Raw genomic sequence first — 13,758 nt, forward strand, 5'->3', positions numbered from 1 at the left:
CGCGGGTCGCCGCTTAAGCGGAAAATTTGGATGAAACAGGCGTTGCCTAAGGCGCATAAGCGCCGTAGCGCAAACCCACTTCACGATCCGCCGGAGTAAGAGCGACCCGTGCCGAGACGCGTCAAGGACTTCATCGACATCAGCGAATATACGTCGCTGGACGACCTCATCCGCTATCTCGAGACGATCCGGGACAACCTCCCTGCGGAGCATGAGGCGGAGCTCAAGATACGCGGTGACGAAGTCTTCGGGCGACGCCTCACGATCACCTATTTCCGCGAGCTGACGCCCGAGGAAATCGAGATCGAGACCAAATATGCGAGCGGCGGCGAGGATCAGGCGTCGATTGATGCGCTGCAACGCAAGCTTGATGAAGTCCCTTATCGGATGGGAAAGTCGAACCGGGGATAGCCGCGCTATGGCTGGCCGGTGGGTTTTTTGCCCACGAGGCGGTTGCGGTCCCACAATTCATAAGAGACGCCGGCGCCGCGCGCGACAGTCTGAGCTTCGGCAAGCGCGAGCTCGTCGCTGTCCGCTTCGACCCACTCGGCGCTAATGATCTTGCCCGCTCCATCGAGACGGTACAGCCGATACGTTGGCAAAGCGGAACAATCCCCCCGAAACGGGTGTTTGCCTAACATGTCCCGGCCATGAAACGATTCACCTGAGTTACTTGTCGGTGAAGCTTTCACATTGGAATTACGGGGTTTTTTTTGAGCGATGGGGAGTAACGTAGGTTAACCGCGTTTGGCGCGGTCCCGATGCACAAAGCTTTTGGAGATGATCACTGTACATTTGAAAAAGCTGAAGCGGCGTATCGAGCTCAGCACCGAGGAAGAAGCGGCGATCCGCGGCGCAGTCGCGGAGACGCGCACGGTCCGTGCCGACCAGATCCTCATCCGCTCAGGCGAAGCGCTGAATTCCAGCCTTATCCTGCTCGACGGCTGGATGGCGCGCAGCAAGGACCTTGCCGGCGGCGAACGCCAGGTGAGTGAGCTTCATGTCGCCGGCGACTTCGCGGACCTTCACGGCTTCACCCTGAAGCGGCTCGACCACGACGTGCTGACGTTGAGCGACTGCACACTCGCCGTGGTGCCGCACGATCGCTTGCAGAAGATCACGGAGCAGCATCCGCGGCTCGCGCGCGCCTACTGGTTCTCGACCAATGTCGATGCAGCCATTCACCGTGAGCTTGCGCTCTCGCTCGGGCAGCGTTCGGCTATTTGCCGGATGGCCCACCTGTTTTGCGAGCTTTACGCGCGGCTCGATGCCGTCGGGCGTGCTGATCGCGACGGCTATGAATTCCCGCTCACGCAGCGCGAGCTATCCGAGTGCCTCGGCCTAACCGTCGTGCACGCCAATCGCACGTTGCAGGAACTGAGGCGGCGTGGGCTGGTCGAGCTCGAGAATCGGCAGCTTAGAATTCGCGATCGGCGGGGGCTTGAAGGGCTCGCCGAGTTCGACCCTTCATACCTCTATATGGAGCGGCGCGACTTCTAGCCGGTGCTGGCTTCAATCCAATCGGCGTAGCTCGCCAGCACCTTGTCGATCGGCCAGGTCACGATGCACGGCACGTCGTAGGAGTGCAGCGCCGCGATCCGCGTCATCAGCGCGTCCACCGACCCGGTGCTGGTCTTGAAGATCGCAGCCACCTCTTCTGCCGACTCCACCGCGCCTTGCCAGCGGTAGATCGAGCGCATGCCGGGCAGGATGTTGATGCAGGGGGCAAGGCGTTCCTCAACGACCGCGCGGCCAATCCGCTCGGCCTCTTCAGCATTGGCGAAGACCGCGTAGACCGAGACGATGCTCATCGCGCCCTGTTCCTTTGGCCGATCTCATGCGCGCCGCAGACGGTCGCGGCGAGGAGCAGCGCGCCGGTCGCCTGGTGAAGCACCGCCAGCCAGATTGCGATGCCGGACAGGACCGTGAGGATGCCGAGGACGATCTGCGTGCCGAATGCGGAGTGAATGGCGATCGACGCGGCGCGCCCGCCTTCGATCTTCTTCACCTGCCGGGCGAAGAGTACCAGCACGGCGACGACGACCCAGGCCCACCAGCGGTGCGTGAAATGGAGCAGGTACGGGTCGTGAGTTAGCGCGAAGCCAGCGCCGCGCGACCAGTCGACGCCCCGCGGGAAGAAGCCGCCCTCCATGCCCGGCCAGCTGTTGGACACATAGCCGGCGCGGAAACCCGCAACCCAGGCGCCGAGAAGCAGCTGGATGGTCAAGGTCGCCAGCGCAACAACGCCCCACGGGGTCAGCTTGGCGGGCCGCTGGTCGGGATTGCGCAAATCGAGCGCGGTCCAGATCAAGGCGCCCATCAGAAACAGGGCCATCAGCAGGTGGGCGGAGAGCCGGTACGGGCTGACCTCGGTCCGGCCCTCCAGCCCCGACATGACCATGAACCAGCCGATCGCGCCCTGCGCGCCGCCAAGCAAAAACAGGGCCGCGAGGCGCCAGCCATAGCCGGCAGGAATGGCGCGCTTGGCGGCGAACCACAGCAGCGGCACCGCGAACACGACACCAATGATACGGCCGAGGAAGCGGTGCACCCATTCCCAGAAGAAAATGAACTTGAAACCGCTCAAGGTCATGCCGGCTGGGCCCGCGACTTCCCGATATTGCGGCGTTGCCTTGTACAAGTCGAAGGCATGTTGCCAGTCAGCCTGGGTGAGCGGCGGGATGGCGCCCGAAATCGGCTTCCACTCAGTGATCGACAGTCCGCTCTCTGTCAGGCGAGTAATCCCGCCGACGACGACCATCGCGAACACCAGCGCGGCGACGAGCAACAGCAGGTTGGAGATTGCGCGAGGCTGTTTCGCGCCCGGCAGGCGGGCTGAAGATGCAGGAAGGGCCGAGTCCATGGAAGCGAGCCTAATCGCGCCGCCACTCGTGCTCGGCAAGCGACATTCGGATCAAATGTGATGTTGTATCCTGACGGATGACATTCTATATCGCTCGCGCATGCCGCAACTTTCGATTCCCCACGGCCGGCTCGACCGGATCGCGATGGCCTTGTCCGGCCTGTGCCTGGTGCACTGCCTCGCGACTGCGGTTCTGCTCGGGCTTGTGTCCGCGGCCGGCAATGCGCTCGGCGCGCCGTGGATTCATGAAGTCGGCCTGACCCTGGCGATGATCCTTGGATCGATCGCGCTGGTGCGCGGGATGCGCGAGCACGGCTTCATCATGCCAAGCCTGATCGGTGCCCTTGGACTGTGCATCATGGGCGTCGCCCTGACGCGGCCGCACGATGGGACGGAAGCGCTCTACACCGTCATCGGCGTGATGATCCTTGCGCTTGGCCACCGCCTCAACGTGATGGCGGCGGAATAGGCTCGCGCGCTTGCTCCGCTCCGGGGCGCGGTTTAATCAGAGGCAGTCCAATGACGAGCCACGACCACCAGCTCCACGAAGGCGATTCGTTGAAGAGCGCGGCACGCGAGCGCATGACCCGTCAGGGCGAGCAATGGACCGATATGCGCGCGGCGGTATTCGAAGCGCTCGCGGGCTTTACCAAGCCGGCCAGCGCTTATGACATCGCGGAGGCGGTTTCGAAAGCGCAGGAGCGTCGTGTCGCGGCTAACAGCGTCTACCGGATCCTCGACCTCTTCGTCGCAAAGAACCTCGCCCGGCGCGTCGAAAGCGCGAATGCCTATGTCGCGAACCAACACCCCGACTGCTTGCACGACTGCATTTTCCTGATCTGCGACAATTGCGGGCAGACCGTTCATCTCGACGACGACAGCTTGTCGGGCGGCGTCCGCGATGCTGCCAAGAGCGCCGGTTTTTCCGCGCCGCGCCCGGTCATCGAAGTGCGCGGCAAGTGCGGGGACTGCGAGCCGAACTGAGGAGCGCCGCCTCGGCGACGCTCCTCGGCTCTCACATTTAGAGCTTAATTCCGCCCGAAACGTCGATCACCTGACCGGTGACCCAGGCGCTGTCGGGCCCCGCGAGGAAGCCGGCGACACCGGCAATATCCTCGGGTTGGCCGATCCGCTTCAGGGCCTGAAGCGACTTGATCTGATTGCGTGACTCATCGGTCTCGAACAACGCGCCGGCCATATCGGTCTCCGTCGCGCCGGGTGCGATGGCGTTCACGCGGATTCCGCGCTCGCCAAGTTCCGCCGCAAGGTGGCGGGTCAGCGTGTCGATCGCACCCTTGGTGATGGCGTAGGCCGGAGCGCCCGGGAAATAGGTCTTGGCCACGACCGAGCTGGTGAACAGCACGCGTGCGCCATCGCCGAGCGAGTCGACGAGGCCGGACGTCAGCTGGAAGGGGGCGCGGACGTTGACCGCGAGCTGGCGGTCGAGCGTCTCGGCGTCGGTCTCCGCAAACGGCACGAACTCAGCGATCGCGGCATTGTTGACGAGCACGTCGAGCTTGCGGTCGCCGAGGCGCTGCTTGACCTCGTCGATCAGCCGGTCGACCGACTTTACGTCTTCGAGGTTGGCGGCGATCGACTCCGCCGAACCGCCGGCCTGCTCGATCGCGCCGACGAGTGCATCCGCGTCGCTCGCGGACTTGTTGTAGTGAACGAAGACGTGCGCGCCGTCGGACGCGAGGCGGCGGGCGATGGCACGGCCGATGCCGCGCGACGCGCCGGTGACGAGCGCGGTCTTGCCCGAGAGGGGCTGTGAAGAAGAGGGGGAGGCAAAGTCGGACATGGGCTACTCCATTGGTGAGGGCGAGGAGATGGGCAGCCTTGTTCATTAGTTCAATAAAACCGAACAAATAAAAGTTGGAACTTCAAGCTTTGCCTTCTATATCAGTGGCATGGCCAGGTTTACGCACCCCAATCTGAACGACGTTCCGCTGGCAAGCATGCTTCACGCGCTGTCGGACCCGACGCGGTTGGACATCGTCCGGCGACTTCGCGCCGACCTAGACCAGAACGGTGAGGGCTTGGCGTGCAACGGCACCGTATCATGCGAGCTCCCGCGCGCGACAATGTCCAATCATTTCACGATTCTTCGGAGCGCGGGCCTGATCGAAAGTCGCAAACAGGGAACGATGGTCATCAGCCGCTTGCGCCGCGACCAGATCGATCGCCGCTTTCCGGGACTCCTCGACGCGGTCCTAAGCGCCCAGGCCTGAGCATTTCCTGAGCAATCGCTGAAATCGGACCGGAGCGGGCAGGTGCGGGTGACATCCTTGGGCCATCCGCGTAAGTGCCTGAGCCGATGAGCGATCGTCCCGATACACCACTCCTCGATACTGTGAACCTTCCGGCCGACTTGAGGTCGCTGTCGAAGGAGCAATTACCGCAACTTGCCGAAGAGCTTCGGCAGGAAATGATCTCGGCTGTGTCGGTGACGGGCGGACATTTGGGGGCGGGGCTCGGCGTCGTCGAGCTTACCGTCGCGGCCCATTATGTGTTCGACACGCCCGGCGACAAATTGATCTGGGACGTCGGGCACCAGGCTTATCCGCACAAGATCCTGACCGGCCGCCGCGACCGAATCCGCACGCTTCGGCAGGGCGGAGGCCTCAGCGGTTTCACCAAGCGCAGCGAGAGCGAGTACGACCCGTTCGGCGCGGCGCACAGCTCGACGTCGATCTCCGCCGCGCTCGGTTTTGCCATCGCCAACAAGCTCGCCGGGACCCAGGGACGCGCGATCGCGGTGATCGGCGACGGGGCGATGAGCGCCGGCATGGCCTATGAGGCGATGAACAACGCCGCGGCCGCCGGCAACCGCCTGATCGTCATCCTCAACGACAATGACATGTCGATCGCGCCGCCGGTAGGCAGCCTGCGCAACAGCCTCGCCCGGCTGGTGTCGTCGACCAAGTATCTGACGCCACGCAAGCTCGCGCAGAAGCTGGCGCGCGCGATGCCGGACTCCGTCCACAGCGGCCTTCGCCGGATGGAGGAATACACCCGCGGCTGGCTGACGGGCGGGACGCTCTTCGAGGAGCTGGGCTTCTATTATGTGGGGCCGGTCGACGGGCACGACGTGCGGGCTTTGGTCGAGGTTCTCGAGAATGTCCGCGATGCCGACATCGGGCCGATGCTGGTCCATGTCGTCACGCAAAAGGGCAAGGGCTACGCGCCGGCCGAGAACAGCGCCGACAAATATCACGGTGTCGTGAAATTCGACGTCGTCTCCGGCGTCCAGGCCAAGGCCGCGGCGGGCGCGCCGAGCTACACCGGCGTCTACGCCAAGGCGCTGACTGCTGAGATGGCGCGCGACGAGAAGGTCGTTGCGATCACCGCGGCGATGCCGTCGGGGACCGGGCTCGACAAGGTCGCGGAAGCCTTCCCCGAACGCACCTTCGATGTCGGTATTGCCGAGCAGCATGCGGTGACCTTCGCTGCGGGCCTCGCCGCGCAGGGTTACCGGCCGTTCGCGACCATTTATTCGACCTTCCTCCAGCGCGCGTACGACCAGGTGGTCCACGACGTCGCGATTCAGAACCTGCCGGTGCGTTTCGCGATGGACCGCGCCGGGCTGGTTGGTGCCGACGGGGCCACGCACGCGGGCAGCTTCGACCTGGCGTATTTGTGCACGCTGCCCAATTTCGTGGTGATGGCCGCCGCGGACGAGGCCGAGCTCTGCCACATGGTCCACACTATGGCGCTGCACGACAGCGGACCGATCGCGGTGCGCTATCCGCGCGGTGAGGGCAGGGGCGTGCCGCTTCCCGAGACGCCCCGGGCGCTGGAGATCGGCAAGGGCCGCATCATTCGAGAGGGCAAGACGGTCGCGATCCTGTCGCTCGGCACGCGGCTCGAGGAAGCCGAGAAGGCGGCCGATGAGTTGGAGGCCAAGGGCCTGTCGACCACGGTCGCCGACCTGCGCTTTGCCAAGCCGCTCGACAGCGAATTGATCCGCAAGCTGCTGACCACCCATGAGGTCGCTGTGACGGTCGAGGAAGCCGCGATCGGCGGGCTCGGCGCGCATGTGCTCACCCTCGCCAGCGACGAAGGGCTGGTCGACGGGGGCCTCAAGATTCGGACCATGCGCTTGCCCGACGTCTTCCAGGACCATGGCAAGCCAGAGAAGCAATATGACGAGGCGCGCTTGAACGCGCCGCACATCGTCGAGACCGTGCTCAAGGCGCTGCGCCGCAATAGCGTGGGTGTCGAGGAGGTCCGGGCGTAGCCAAGATCCGAGCGGACCAGCTCCTAGTCAGCCGTGGGCTGGCCGACAGCCGCACGCGCGCTCAAGCCCTGATCATGGCCGGCGCCATATTTTCAGGCGAAAGGAAGCTGTCGAAGGCGGGCGAGATGCTGGCCGAAGACGCGCCGCTTGAGGTGCGGGGCAAGGACCATCCCTGGGTCTCGCGTGGTGGGATCAAGCTCGACCACGGGCTCACGCATTTCGGGCTTGATGTGACCGGCGCTGTTGCACTGGATGTCGGCAGTTCGACCGGCGGCTTCACGGATGTGCTGCTGAGCCGCGGGGCCGCCAAGGTCTATGCGGTAGATGTCGGCACCAACCAGCTGGCATGGAAGCTTCGCCAGGACCCGCGGGTAATCGTGCACGAGCAGACCAATGCCCGAGCCCTCACCGCGCAGCTCATTTCCGAGCCGGTCGACATCATCGTCTGCGACGCAAGCTTCATCGGCCTCGCCAAGGTGCTCGAAGCGCCGCTGAAGCTGGCCAAGCCGGGCGCCAGGTTAGTTGCGCTGATCAAGCCGCAGTTCGAGGCAGGCCGTGAGGAAGTGGGGAAGGGCGGCGTCGTTCGCGACCCGGAAGTCCACGAACGCGTCTGCACCGAGGCCAAAGGCTGGGTTGAATCGCAGGGCTGGACCGTGTTCGGCATTACGCCCAGCCCGATCACCGGGCCTGAAGGCAACGTCGAGTTCCTGCTTGGAGCGGAGAAGCATGGCTGAAGCGCGCAAGGACTGGTGGAAGCTGGCGATCGTCACGGTCCTCGCGATCGAGTTGCTCGGCGGCTTGAGCGGCTGGCTGTCGAACAGCGGTTACGGGAATCCGTGGTTCGACGCTCTGGTGAAGCCGGACTTTATGCCGCCCGGAGCAGCGTTCGGGATCGTGTGGCCGATCCTCTATGCGCTGCTCGGCATTTCGGTTGCCATGATCTTGGCTGAGCTGCCGTCGCCGCGCCGCAAGACCGCGCTGACCTTGTTCTGGATCCAGCTCGCGCTGAACTTCGCCTGGTCGCCGATCTTCTTCTCGGGACACGATATCACCCTCGCCAAGGTGGTGATCTTCGCCATGGCGGCGCTAGCCGCCGCGGCGGCCGGCCAGTTCCTGCGGATACGCCGCGCGGCCGGGCTACTGATGGTGCCCTATCTCGCCTGGCTGATATTCGCTGCGACGCTCAATGCGGCCATCGAGCAGCTGAACCCGGGCGCGAGCCGCTCAATCCTCTTCTAGCCGTCAATTAACTGGGGATTGCGGGGATAGTCGCCGGTGCGAGGGTGGCGGAACGCCGCCCGAGGTCCTATCTGCCGGCCCGATAAGGAGATTGTCCGATGCAGTCCGAGAACAAGCTGTTCGACGACTTCGTGAAGATGGTGAACGGCTTTGCCGGGACCATGGCCGGAATGGGCCGCGAAGCAGAATCCTCGGCGCGCGAAAAGATGCGCGAATGGATGGCGGGCGCCGATTTTGTCGGCCGCGACGAGTTCGAGGCGGTCAAGGCCATGGCGGCTGCTGCGCGGGACGAGAACGAAGCCCTGAAGGCGCGGATCGTGGCGCTGGAGGCCACGGCCGGCGGCGCACCCGCGGCCAAGCGCCAGCCCAAGGCCAAGCCGGGAGCGTGAACCTGACCGAAGAGGAAGTTCAGGAAGAGCGCGACGATGGCGCCCCGATCGAAGTGCTCGAGCAATATTTCGAAGCGCGCGGATGGGCCTGTGAGCGCACCGCCGAGGGCGAGATCGTCGCCTCGGCAACGGGAAGCTGGGCCCAGTATGAGCTCCGCGGCGTGTGGCGCCCGGAGGACCAGGTGCTCCAGTTCCTGGCGTTCCCGGACATCAAGGTTGTGCCGGAGAAGCGCATGGCGATTTATGAGGCGCTAAGCCTCATCAACGAGCAATTGTGGCTGGGCCATTTCGAGATGTGGTCGGGATCCGGCCTCGTCGTTTTCCGGCACTCGACCATCCTCGACACGCGCGAGGACGAAGGGCTCAGCCTCGAGCAGGCAGAAGCCATCGCAGAGGCGGCGGTCGAGGAATGCGAGCGTTTCTACCCGGTTTTCCAGTTCGTCCTGTGGGGCGGGAAGTCGCCGGGCGAAGCCATCACGGCGGCGCTCATCGACACGCACGGTGAAGCGTGATCGCCGAAGGTAAGCCGCCGCAACTGCCGCAGCCTTGCTGGTTCGTCGGCTGTGGGAACATGGGCTCGGCGATCCTCGATGGCTGGCGGTCGGCTGGCGTGTCCCTCAACGGACTTACGGTGATCCGGCCCAGCGGGAAGGCAGTGGACGATGCCCGCGTAGTCAAATCGATCGCCGATGCGGGACCCCCGCCGAAGCTGGTCGTGCTCGCGTTCAAGCCGCAGAAGCTGGATGAAATTGCGCCTGAACTGCGGTCGCACCTGACGGCCAAGACGGTGCTGATTTCGCTGTTCGCCGGCGTGGAGGTCGCAAGCCTCCGCGAGCGCTTCCCAGGTGTGGCCGCGATCGTGCGCGCGATGCCCAATTTGCCGGTCGCGGTGCGCCGGGGCGTCATCGGCCTCTACAGCCCGGACGTCGACAAGGCGCTGCAGCAGCAGCTTGCTGACCTGTTCGTGCCGATCGGCTTTACGCCGTGGATGGCGGACGAAGCGAAGCTCGCGGCGCTCGGCTCCGTGGCCGGTGCAGGTCCCGCCTATGTCGCGCGTTTCATCGACGCGCTGACCAAGGCCGGCGAGAAGCGCGGTCTCAGCAATGAGCTCGCCTCGATCATCGCGCGCGAAACGGTGTTCGGCACGGCCTGGATGGCGGCGTTTACGGGCGAGAGCATGGACGCGATCGCCAAGCGCGTCGCAAGCCCCAAGGGGACGACGGAGGCGGGCCTCAAAGTGCTCGACCACGACAAGGTGCTCGAGCAGCTGATCGCAGTCACGATCGAAGCTGCCGCTCAGCGCGCCGCGGAACTCGCGCAGGAGGCCAAAGGGCCATCGCTTGCCGAGGGCGCGAGCGTGCACTAGGCGCGTCTCGCGGGCGGATGAAATCGAGGATTGAATGGCAAGTCAGGAAGCGAGTTTCGACGACCGCGACGGCTGGATCTGGTTTGACGGAAAGCTGGTCCCGTGGCGTGAGGCGGATGTCCATGTCCTGACTCACGCGATGCATTACGCATCATCCGTGTTCGAGGGACAGCGCGCCTACAATGGCGAGATTTTCAAGCTCAACGATCATAGCGAGCGGCTGCGCAAGAGCGCCTCTCTGCTCGGGTTCGAGCTTCCCTGGTCGGTCGACGAAATCAACGCAGCCTGCAAGGAAGTGCTGAAGGCCAACGGGCTGACCGACGCTTACATGCGCCCGGTCGCCTGGCGCGGCGCGGAATCGATCGGTGTCTCGCCCGGTGCGACCAAACCGCACATGGCGATCGCCGCGTGGGAGTGGGGTAAATATTACGATCCGCGCAAATCGGAGCAGGGGATCAGGCTGGAGATTGCGCCGTGGCGGCGGCCGGCGCCCTACACCGCGCCAACGGCGTCAAAGGCGGCGGGCCTCTATATGATCTGCACGCTGTCGCGGCAGCATGCCGAGGATAACGGCTATGACGACGCTTTGATGTTCGACTGGCGCGGGCGGGTGGCCGAAGCGACCGGCGCCAACGTGCTGTTCGTGCGCGATGGCGAGATCCACACGCCGATCCCCGACTGCTTCCTCGACGGGATCACGCGGCGAACAGTGATGGACCTTGCGCGTCGGCGCGGGGTCGAGGTCCATGAGCGCGAGATCTGGCCGGACGAGCTCGAAAGCTTTGAGCAGATGTTCCTTGCCGGCACCGCCGTCGAGGTAACGGCGGTGCAATCGGTCGGCCCGTGGAAGTTCGAGGTGGGCGATCTGACCCGGCAGCTCGCAAAGGATTATGACGAGCTGGTCAACGGCCGGATTCCCAACAGCTAATCGAAAATCGACAGGTCGAGCCTTTCGCTCGGCCCGAACCAGATCACATGTTCGGTATGGTCGGCGAGATCATCGCCTGTGTTGGCGTGCGCGAAGATGGTGAGCGGGCCGCGGTTGAGCACCAGCCACTGCGCCATCTCGCCGAACTGCTCGGGCGGCACGGTCAGCTGGCAACTGCCGCGCGGGTGGGGCCCGACCGGGCGTAAGTGGAAATGTCCGACCGGGACGCCAAAGCGCTGCTGCGCGGCCGCAGCGAGTTGCTTCGCCAGTTCGACTTGCTCGGGATCGTAATAGAGGTGGGCGTGAAAATCGCGGATGGGGTTCGCCATCCGCGAGCCCCTACCAGATGCGAACCCGCTTGTCCGGCGCGACGTAAAGCGCGTCGCCCGACTTCACCCCGAACGATGAGTACCAGGCGTCGATATTGCGTACGACGCCATTGACCCTGAACTTGCGGTAGCTGTGCGGGTCGCTGGTGGTCATGTTGCGGATCGCCTCCGGCGTCATCTTGCCCGCCCAAACCTGCGCCCAGCCGAGGAAAACGCGCTGGTCTCCGGTAAGGCCGTCGATGATTGGCGCCTTCGCGCCCTTCAGCGACGCATGATAGGCGTCGAGCGCCATCGTAAGGCCGCCGAGATCGGCGATGTTTTCGCCCATGGTCAGCTCCGGTTTGATGTGCACGCCCGGCACCGGCTCGAACTTGGCATATTGCTCCCCGAGCATGGTTGCGCGGCGCTTGAATTCGGCGGCATCCTTGGGGGTCCACCAGTCGCGAAGAGCGCCAGCTGCATCGATCGTGCGGCCTTGGTCGTCGAAGCCGTGAGTCAATTCGTGGCCAATGACACCGCCGATCGCGCCATAATTATAAGCCGGGTCCGCGTCGGCATCGAACATCGGAGCTTGCAGGATGCCGGCGGGGAACACGATATCGCGCAGCGAGCCGTTGTAGGCGTCGTTTGTCTGCGGGGTCATGCCCCAGTCGCCCTTGTCGACAGGGCCGGTGCTGCGATCGACGTAGAATTGCCAGTCTGCCGCGGCGGATCGTCGGACGTTGCCGAGCAGGTCGTCGCGGCGGATGACCAGGTTTGAATAGTCGCGGTTCTTGTCCGGATAGCCGACCTTGATCGTGTAGGTGTCGAGCTTCTTGAGCGCTTCGGCGCGCGTCGCCGGGCTCATCCAGTCGAGATGCTCGAGCCGGTGGCGGAAGGCCGCCTGGACGTCGCCGACCAGCGACTCGATCCGGGCCTTGGTCTCGGCTGGGAAATATTTCTGCGAGTAGAGCTCTCCCACGCCCCAATTCAGCGTTCCGAAACAGGTGCCCGGCGCGGCTCCGCAATCGCCGCCCGCAACCGCGAGCATTCCTCGCTTCCAGCGGACGGGCTGCTCGGCTTGACCGTTCAGCGTCTTGCCGCGGAACTGGAAATTGGCATCCGCGAACGGCGCTGACAGGTAAGGTGCGGCTCCATCCGTCGCGCGGAACGCAAGCCATGCTTTGACCACGTCTATCGGTGTCGAGGCGAAGGTCGCGGCGAGGCGCGTGAAGGCATCCGGTTGGCCGACGATATAGCGATCGCGCCCGCCGAGCTTTGCGCCGTCGAGATACGCGTTCCAGTCGAACCCGGGCGCCAGCGTCGTGAGCTCGGCCGTCGAGCTCGGGTTATACTGAATGGTCGGGTCGCGAAGCTTCGCCTTGTCCCAGCTGTCTTCGGCCAGTTTCGATTCAAACGCGATCGCCTGTGCCGCGGTGGCGTCCGGATTGGCCCAGCCTGCCAGCGAGAGAAGCTTCGACGCATAAGCGGTGTAGGCCTGGCGCTGCTCGGCGAATTCGGGCTTCAGATAATAATCGCGGTCGGGTAGCCCGAGGCCGGACTGGTTCAGATAGATCGCATATTTATCAGGCGCCTTGAGGTCGCTGTCGATGAACGGCGAAACGATCGCGGGAAAGAAATCGTAAGATCCCTGGCCCATCAAGCGGGCGAGGTCTGACGCGCTGGACGCGCCGCGGATAGCGTCGAGCTCCGGGGCTATGGCGGAAACGCCGATCCGGTCGATCGTTGGTTCGTCCATGAACGAATAATAGAACGCGCCGGCCTTGCCCTTCACGTCGCTTGGCTGCTCGCCGACGCTGCTCGATGCTTCCTGCAACAATTGATGGAGATTGGCCTCCATGCGGTCGGTCATCTCGAGACGGCGCGAGACCGCGGGCCGGTCGTTCGGAATCACCGCGCGGGCCAGATAAAGGCCATTTGAATATTGGAAGAAGTCGTCGCCGGGTTTCACACTCTTGTCGACCGCGCTGAGATCGAAACCCGATGGCGGATAAATGGGCGCGGCGATCGCGGCGGATGAAAGCAACAGCGATCCGGCGATCAGGAAGCGGTATTTCGTCATTGAGTCCCCCAACAGGCGAGCGCAGCGTTTGAGCAAATATGCGGGTCGCTCGCTAGTCGGGTACGCGAGCCCCGCGAACTGCCTTTCGACCAATCGGCGAACGGCGCGCACCCGCGGCCTTCCCTTGGCCGAAGGGGCGGCTATAAGCCCGGCCTTCCCCGCATAGGGGCACGCCTGCTGGGGCGTCGCCAAGTGGTAAGGCACCGGTTTTTGGTACCGGCATTCGCAGGTTCGAATCCTGCCGCCCCAGCCAGCGCTAAAGCGCTGCAAATTCAGCGAATCTCTCACCTTTGTCCAATAATGGCGCGTCAGGATTTAACTGACCGCTTGACAAAGTGAACG

At 64.2% G+C, this 13,758-nt stretch carries 18 protein-coding genes and 1 tRNA gene; 13 read left to right on the forward strand and 6 right to left on the reverse strand.

Annotated elements, in window-relative coordinates; genetic code table 11:
• Positions 1–108 precede the first annotated feature (108 nt).
• Positions 109–411: a hypothetical protein gene (locus AC4K8G_RS00725; protein ID WP_491732275.1), complete on the forward strand. Its 303-nt coding sequence runs from the start codon at positions 109–111 to the stop codon at positions 409–411.
• 5 nt (positions 412–416) lie between these two features.
• On the opposite strand, the gene AC4K8G_RS00730 is transcribed toward AC4K8G_RS00725, so the two are convergent.
• Positions 417–602 carry a hypothetical protein gene (locus AC4K8G_RS00730; RefSeq protein ID WP_491732276.1) on the reverse strand — a complete coding sequence of 62 codons (186 nt, stop codon included), beginning with the start codon at positions 600–602 and terminating at the stop codon, positions 417–419.
• A 178-nt stretch (positions 603–780) separates the two neighbouring features.
• Here AC4K8G_RS00730 and AC4K8G_RS00735 point away from each other — a divergent pair, with 178 nt between their 5' ends.
• The gene (locus AC4K8G_RS00735; RefSeq protein WP_491732277.1) at positions 781–1,500 is read left to right on the forward strand and encodes a Crp/Fnr family transcriptional regulator; all 720 of its coding nucleotides are present in this window, start codon (positions 781–783) and stop codon (positions 1,498–1,500) included.
• On the opposite strand, the gene cutA is transcribed toward AC4K8G_RS00735, so the two are convergent.
• Together cutA and AC4K8G_RS00745 are read right to left on the reverse strand one after the other, a co-directional pair.
• Entirely contained in the window at positions 1,497–1,811 is a 315-nt protein-coding gene (gene cutA, locus AC4K8G_RS00740; RefSeq protein ID WP_491732278.1) for a divalent-cation tolerance protein CutA, read from the reverse strand. The genes AC4K8G_RS00735 and cutA overlap by 4 nt on opposite strands.
• Entirely contained in the window at positions 1,808–2,863 is a 1,056-nt protein-coding gene (locus AC4K8G_RS00745) for a COX15/CtaA family protein (protein ID WP_491732279.1), read from the reverse strand. Before AC4K8G_RS00745 ends, cutA begins: the two co-directional genes overlap by 4 nt.
• Before the next feature lie 100 nt (positions 2,864–2,963).
• Between AC4K8G_RS00745 and AC4K8G_RS00750 the strand changes: the two genes are divergently transcribed.
• Both AC4K8G_RS00750 and AC4K8G_RS00755 read left to right on the forward strand, forming a co-directional pair.
• Positions 2,964–3,332 (forward strand): MerC domain-containing protein, encoded by a 369-nt coding sequence (locus AC4K8G_RS00750; RefSeq protein ID WP_491732280.1) that lies wholly within the window; start codon positions 2,964–2,966, stop codon positions 3,330–3,332.
• 50 nt (positions 3,333–3,382) lie between these two features.
• Positions 3,383–3,847: a Fur family transcriptional regulator gene (locus AC4K8G_RS00755; RefSeq protein WP_491732281.1), complete on the forward strand. Its 465-nt coding sequence runs from the start codon at positions 3,383–3,385 to the stop codon at positions 3,845–3,847.
• A gap of 37 nt (positions 3,848–3,884) precedes the next feature.
• Here the strand turns inward: AC4K8G_RS00755 and AC4K8G_RS00760 are convergent, their stop codons facing one another.
• A complete protein-coding gene (locus AC4K8G_RS00760; protein WP_491732282.1) occupies positions 3,885–4,664 on the reverse strand; it encodes an SDR family NAD(P)-dependent oxidoreductase in 780 nt (259 codons plus the stop codon).
• Positions 4,665–4,773: 109 nt separating this feature from the next.
• Here AC4K8G_RS00760 and AC4K8G_RS00765 point away from each other — a divergent pair, with 109 nt between their 5' ends.
• The 8 genes from AC4K8G_RS00765 to AC4K8G_RS00800 all read left to right on the forward strand — a co-directional run bounded on the left by AC4K8G_RS00765 (position 4,774) and on the right by AC4K8G_RS00800 (position 11,025).
• Positions 4,774–5,094, forward strand: a complete 321-nt coding sequence (locus tag AC4K8G_RS00765) for an ArsR/SmtB family transcription factor (RefSeq protein ID WP_491732283.1) — start codon at positions 4,774–4,776, stop codon at positions 5,092–5,094.
• A gap of 86 nt (positions 5,095–5,180) precedes the next feature.
• A complete protein-coding gene (gene dxs, locus AC4K8G_RS00770; protein WP_491732284.1) occupies positions 5,181–7,103 on the forward strand; it encodes a 1-deoxy-D-xylulose-5-phosphate synthase in 1,923 nt (640 codons plus the stop codon).
• A gap of 5 nt (positions 7,104–7,108) precedes the next feature.
• Positions 7,109–7,837: a TlyA family RNA methyltransferase gene (locus AC4K8G_RS00775; protein WP_491734378.1), complete on the forward strand. Its 729-nt coding sequence runs from the start codon at positions 7,109–7,111 to the stop codon at positions 7,835–7,837.
• Entirely contained in the window at positions 7,830–8,342 is a 513-nt protein-coding gene (locus AC4K8G_RS00780) for a TspO/MBR family protein (RefSeq protein WP_491732285.1), read from the forward strand. The genes AC4K8G_RS00775 and AC4K8G_RS00780 overlap by 8 nt, the downstream gene beginning before the upstream one ends.
• Before the next feature lie 98 nt (positions 8,343–8,440).
• Complete coding sequence (locus AC4K8G_RS00785; protein ID WP_491732286.1) at positions 8,441–8,731, forward strand: accessory factor UbiK family protein; 291 nt, start codon at positions 8,441–8,443, stop codon at positions 8,729–8,731.
• Between the two features lie 2 nt (positions 8,732–8,733).
• Positions 8,734–9,243, forward strand: a complete 510-nt coding sequence (locus tag AC4K8G_RS00790; RefSeq protein WP_491734379.1) for a type III secretion system chaperone family protein — start codon at positions 8,734–8,736, stop codon at positions 9,241–9,243.
• A complete protein-coding gene (locus AC4K8G_RS00795) occupies positions 9,240–10,097 on the forward strand; it encodes a pyrroline-5-carboxylate reductase family protein (RefSeq protein ID WP_491732287.1) in 858 nt (285 codons plus the stop codon). Before AC4K8G_RS00790 ends, AC4K8G_RS00795 begins: the two co-directional genes overlap by 4 nt.
• 34 nt (positions 10,098–10,131) lie before the next feature.
• Entirely contained in the window at positions 10,132–11,025 is an 894-nt protein-coding gene (locus tag AC4K8G_RS00800) for a branched-chain amino acid aminotransferase (RefSeq protein WP_491732288.1), read from the forward strand.
• Here AC4K8G_RS00800 and AC4K8G_RS00805 read toward each other — a convergent pair.
• Entirely contained in the window at positions 11,022–11,354 is a 333-nt protein-coding gene (locus tag AC4K8G_RS00805; RefSeq protein ID WP_491732289.1) for a DOPA 4,5-dioxygenase family protein, read from the reverse strand. The two genes, AC4K8G_RS00800 and AC4K8G_RS00805, sit on opposite strands and share 4 nt — an antisense overlap.
• A gap of 10 nt (positions 11,355–11,364) precedes the next feature.
• Positions 11,365–13,416, reverse strand: a complete 2,052-nt coding sequence (locus tag AC4K8G_RS00810; protein ID WP_491732290.1) for a M13 family metallopeptidase — start codon at positions 13,414–13,416, stop codon at positions 11,365–11,367.
• Between the two features lie 178 nt (positions 13,417–13,594).
• On the opposite strand from AC4K8G_RS00810, the gene AC4K8G_RS00815 reads away from it, so the two are divergent.
• Positions 13,595–13,669 (forward strand) — tRNA-Gln (locus AC4K8G_RS00815).
• The last annotated feature ends 89 nt before the right edge of the window (positions 13,670–13,758 follow it).

Source organism: Sphingomonas sp. SP3 (assembly GCF_058514305.1).

Bases quoted from the DNA above. Each gene is read 5' to 3' on its own strand.
- AC4K8G_RS00735 (WP_491732277.1), top strand. From the start codon at position 781: ATGATCACTGTACATTTGAAAAAGCTGAAGCGGCGTATCGAGCTCAGC.
- cutA (WP_491732278.1), bottom strand. From the start codon at position 1,811: ATGAGCATCGTCTCGGTCTACGCGGTCTTCGCCAATGCTGAAGAGGCC.
- AC4K8G_RS00745 (WP_491732279.1), bottom strand. From the start codon at position 2,863: ATGGACTCGGCCCTTCCTGCATCTTCAGCCCGCCTGCCGGGCGCGAAA.
- AC4K8G_RS00750 (WP_491732280.1), top strand. From the start codon at position 2,964: ATGCCGCAACTTTCGATTCCCCACGGCCGGCTCGACCGGATCGCGATG.
- AC4K8G_RS00755 (WP_491732281.1), top strand. From the start codon at position 3,383: ATGACGAGCCACGACCACCAGCTCCACGAAGGCGATTCGTTGAAGAGC.
- AC4K8G_RS00760 (WP_491732282.1), bottom strand. From the start codon at position 4,664: ATGTCCGACTTTGCCTCCCCCTCTTCTTCACAGCCCCTCTCGGGCAAG.
- AC4K8G_RS00765 (WP_491732283.1), top strand. From the start codon at position 4,774: ATGGCCAGGTTTACGCACCCCAATCTGAACGACGTTCCGCTGGCAAGC.
- dxs (WP_491732284.1), top strand. From the start codon at position 5,181: ATGAGCGATCGTCCCGATACACCACTCCTCGATACTGTGAACCTTCCG.
- AC4K8G_RS00780 (WP_491732285.1), top strand. From the start codon at position 7,830: ATGGCTGAAGCGCGCAAGGACTGGTGGAAGCTGGCGATCGTCACGGTC.
- AC4K8G_RS00785 (WP_491732286.1), top strand. From the start codon at position 8,441: ATGCAGTCCGAGAACAAGCTGTTCGACGACTTCGTGAAGATGGTGAAC.
- AC4K8G_RS00800 (WP_491732288.1), top strand. From the start codon at position 10,132: ATGGCAAGTCAGGAAGCGAGTTTCGACGACCGCGACGGCTGGATCTGG.
- AC4K8G_RS00805 (WP_491732289.1), bottom strand. From the start codon at position 11,354: ATGGCGAACCCCATCCGCGATTTTCACGCCCACCTCTATTACGATCCC.
- AC4K8G_RS00810 (WP_491732290.1), bottom strand. From the start codon at position 13,416: ATGACGAAATACCGCTTCCTGATCGCCGGATCGCTGTTGCTTTCATCC.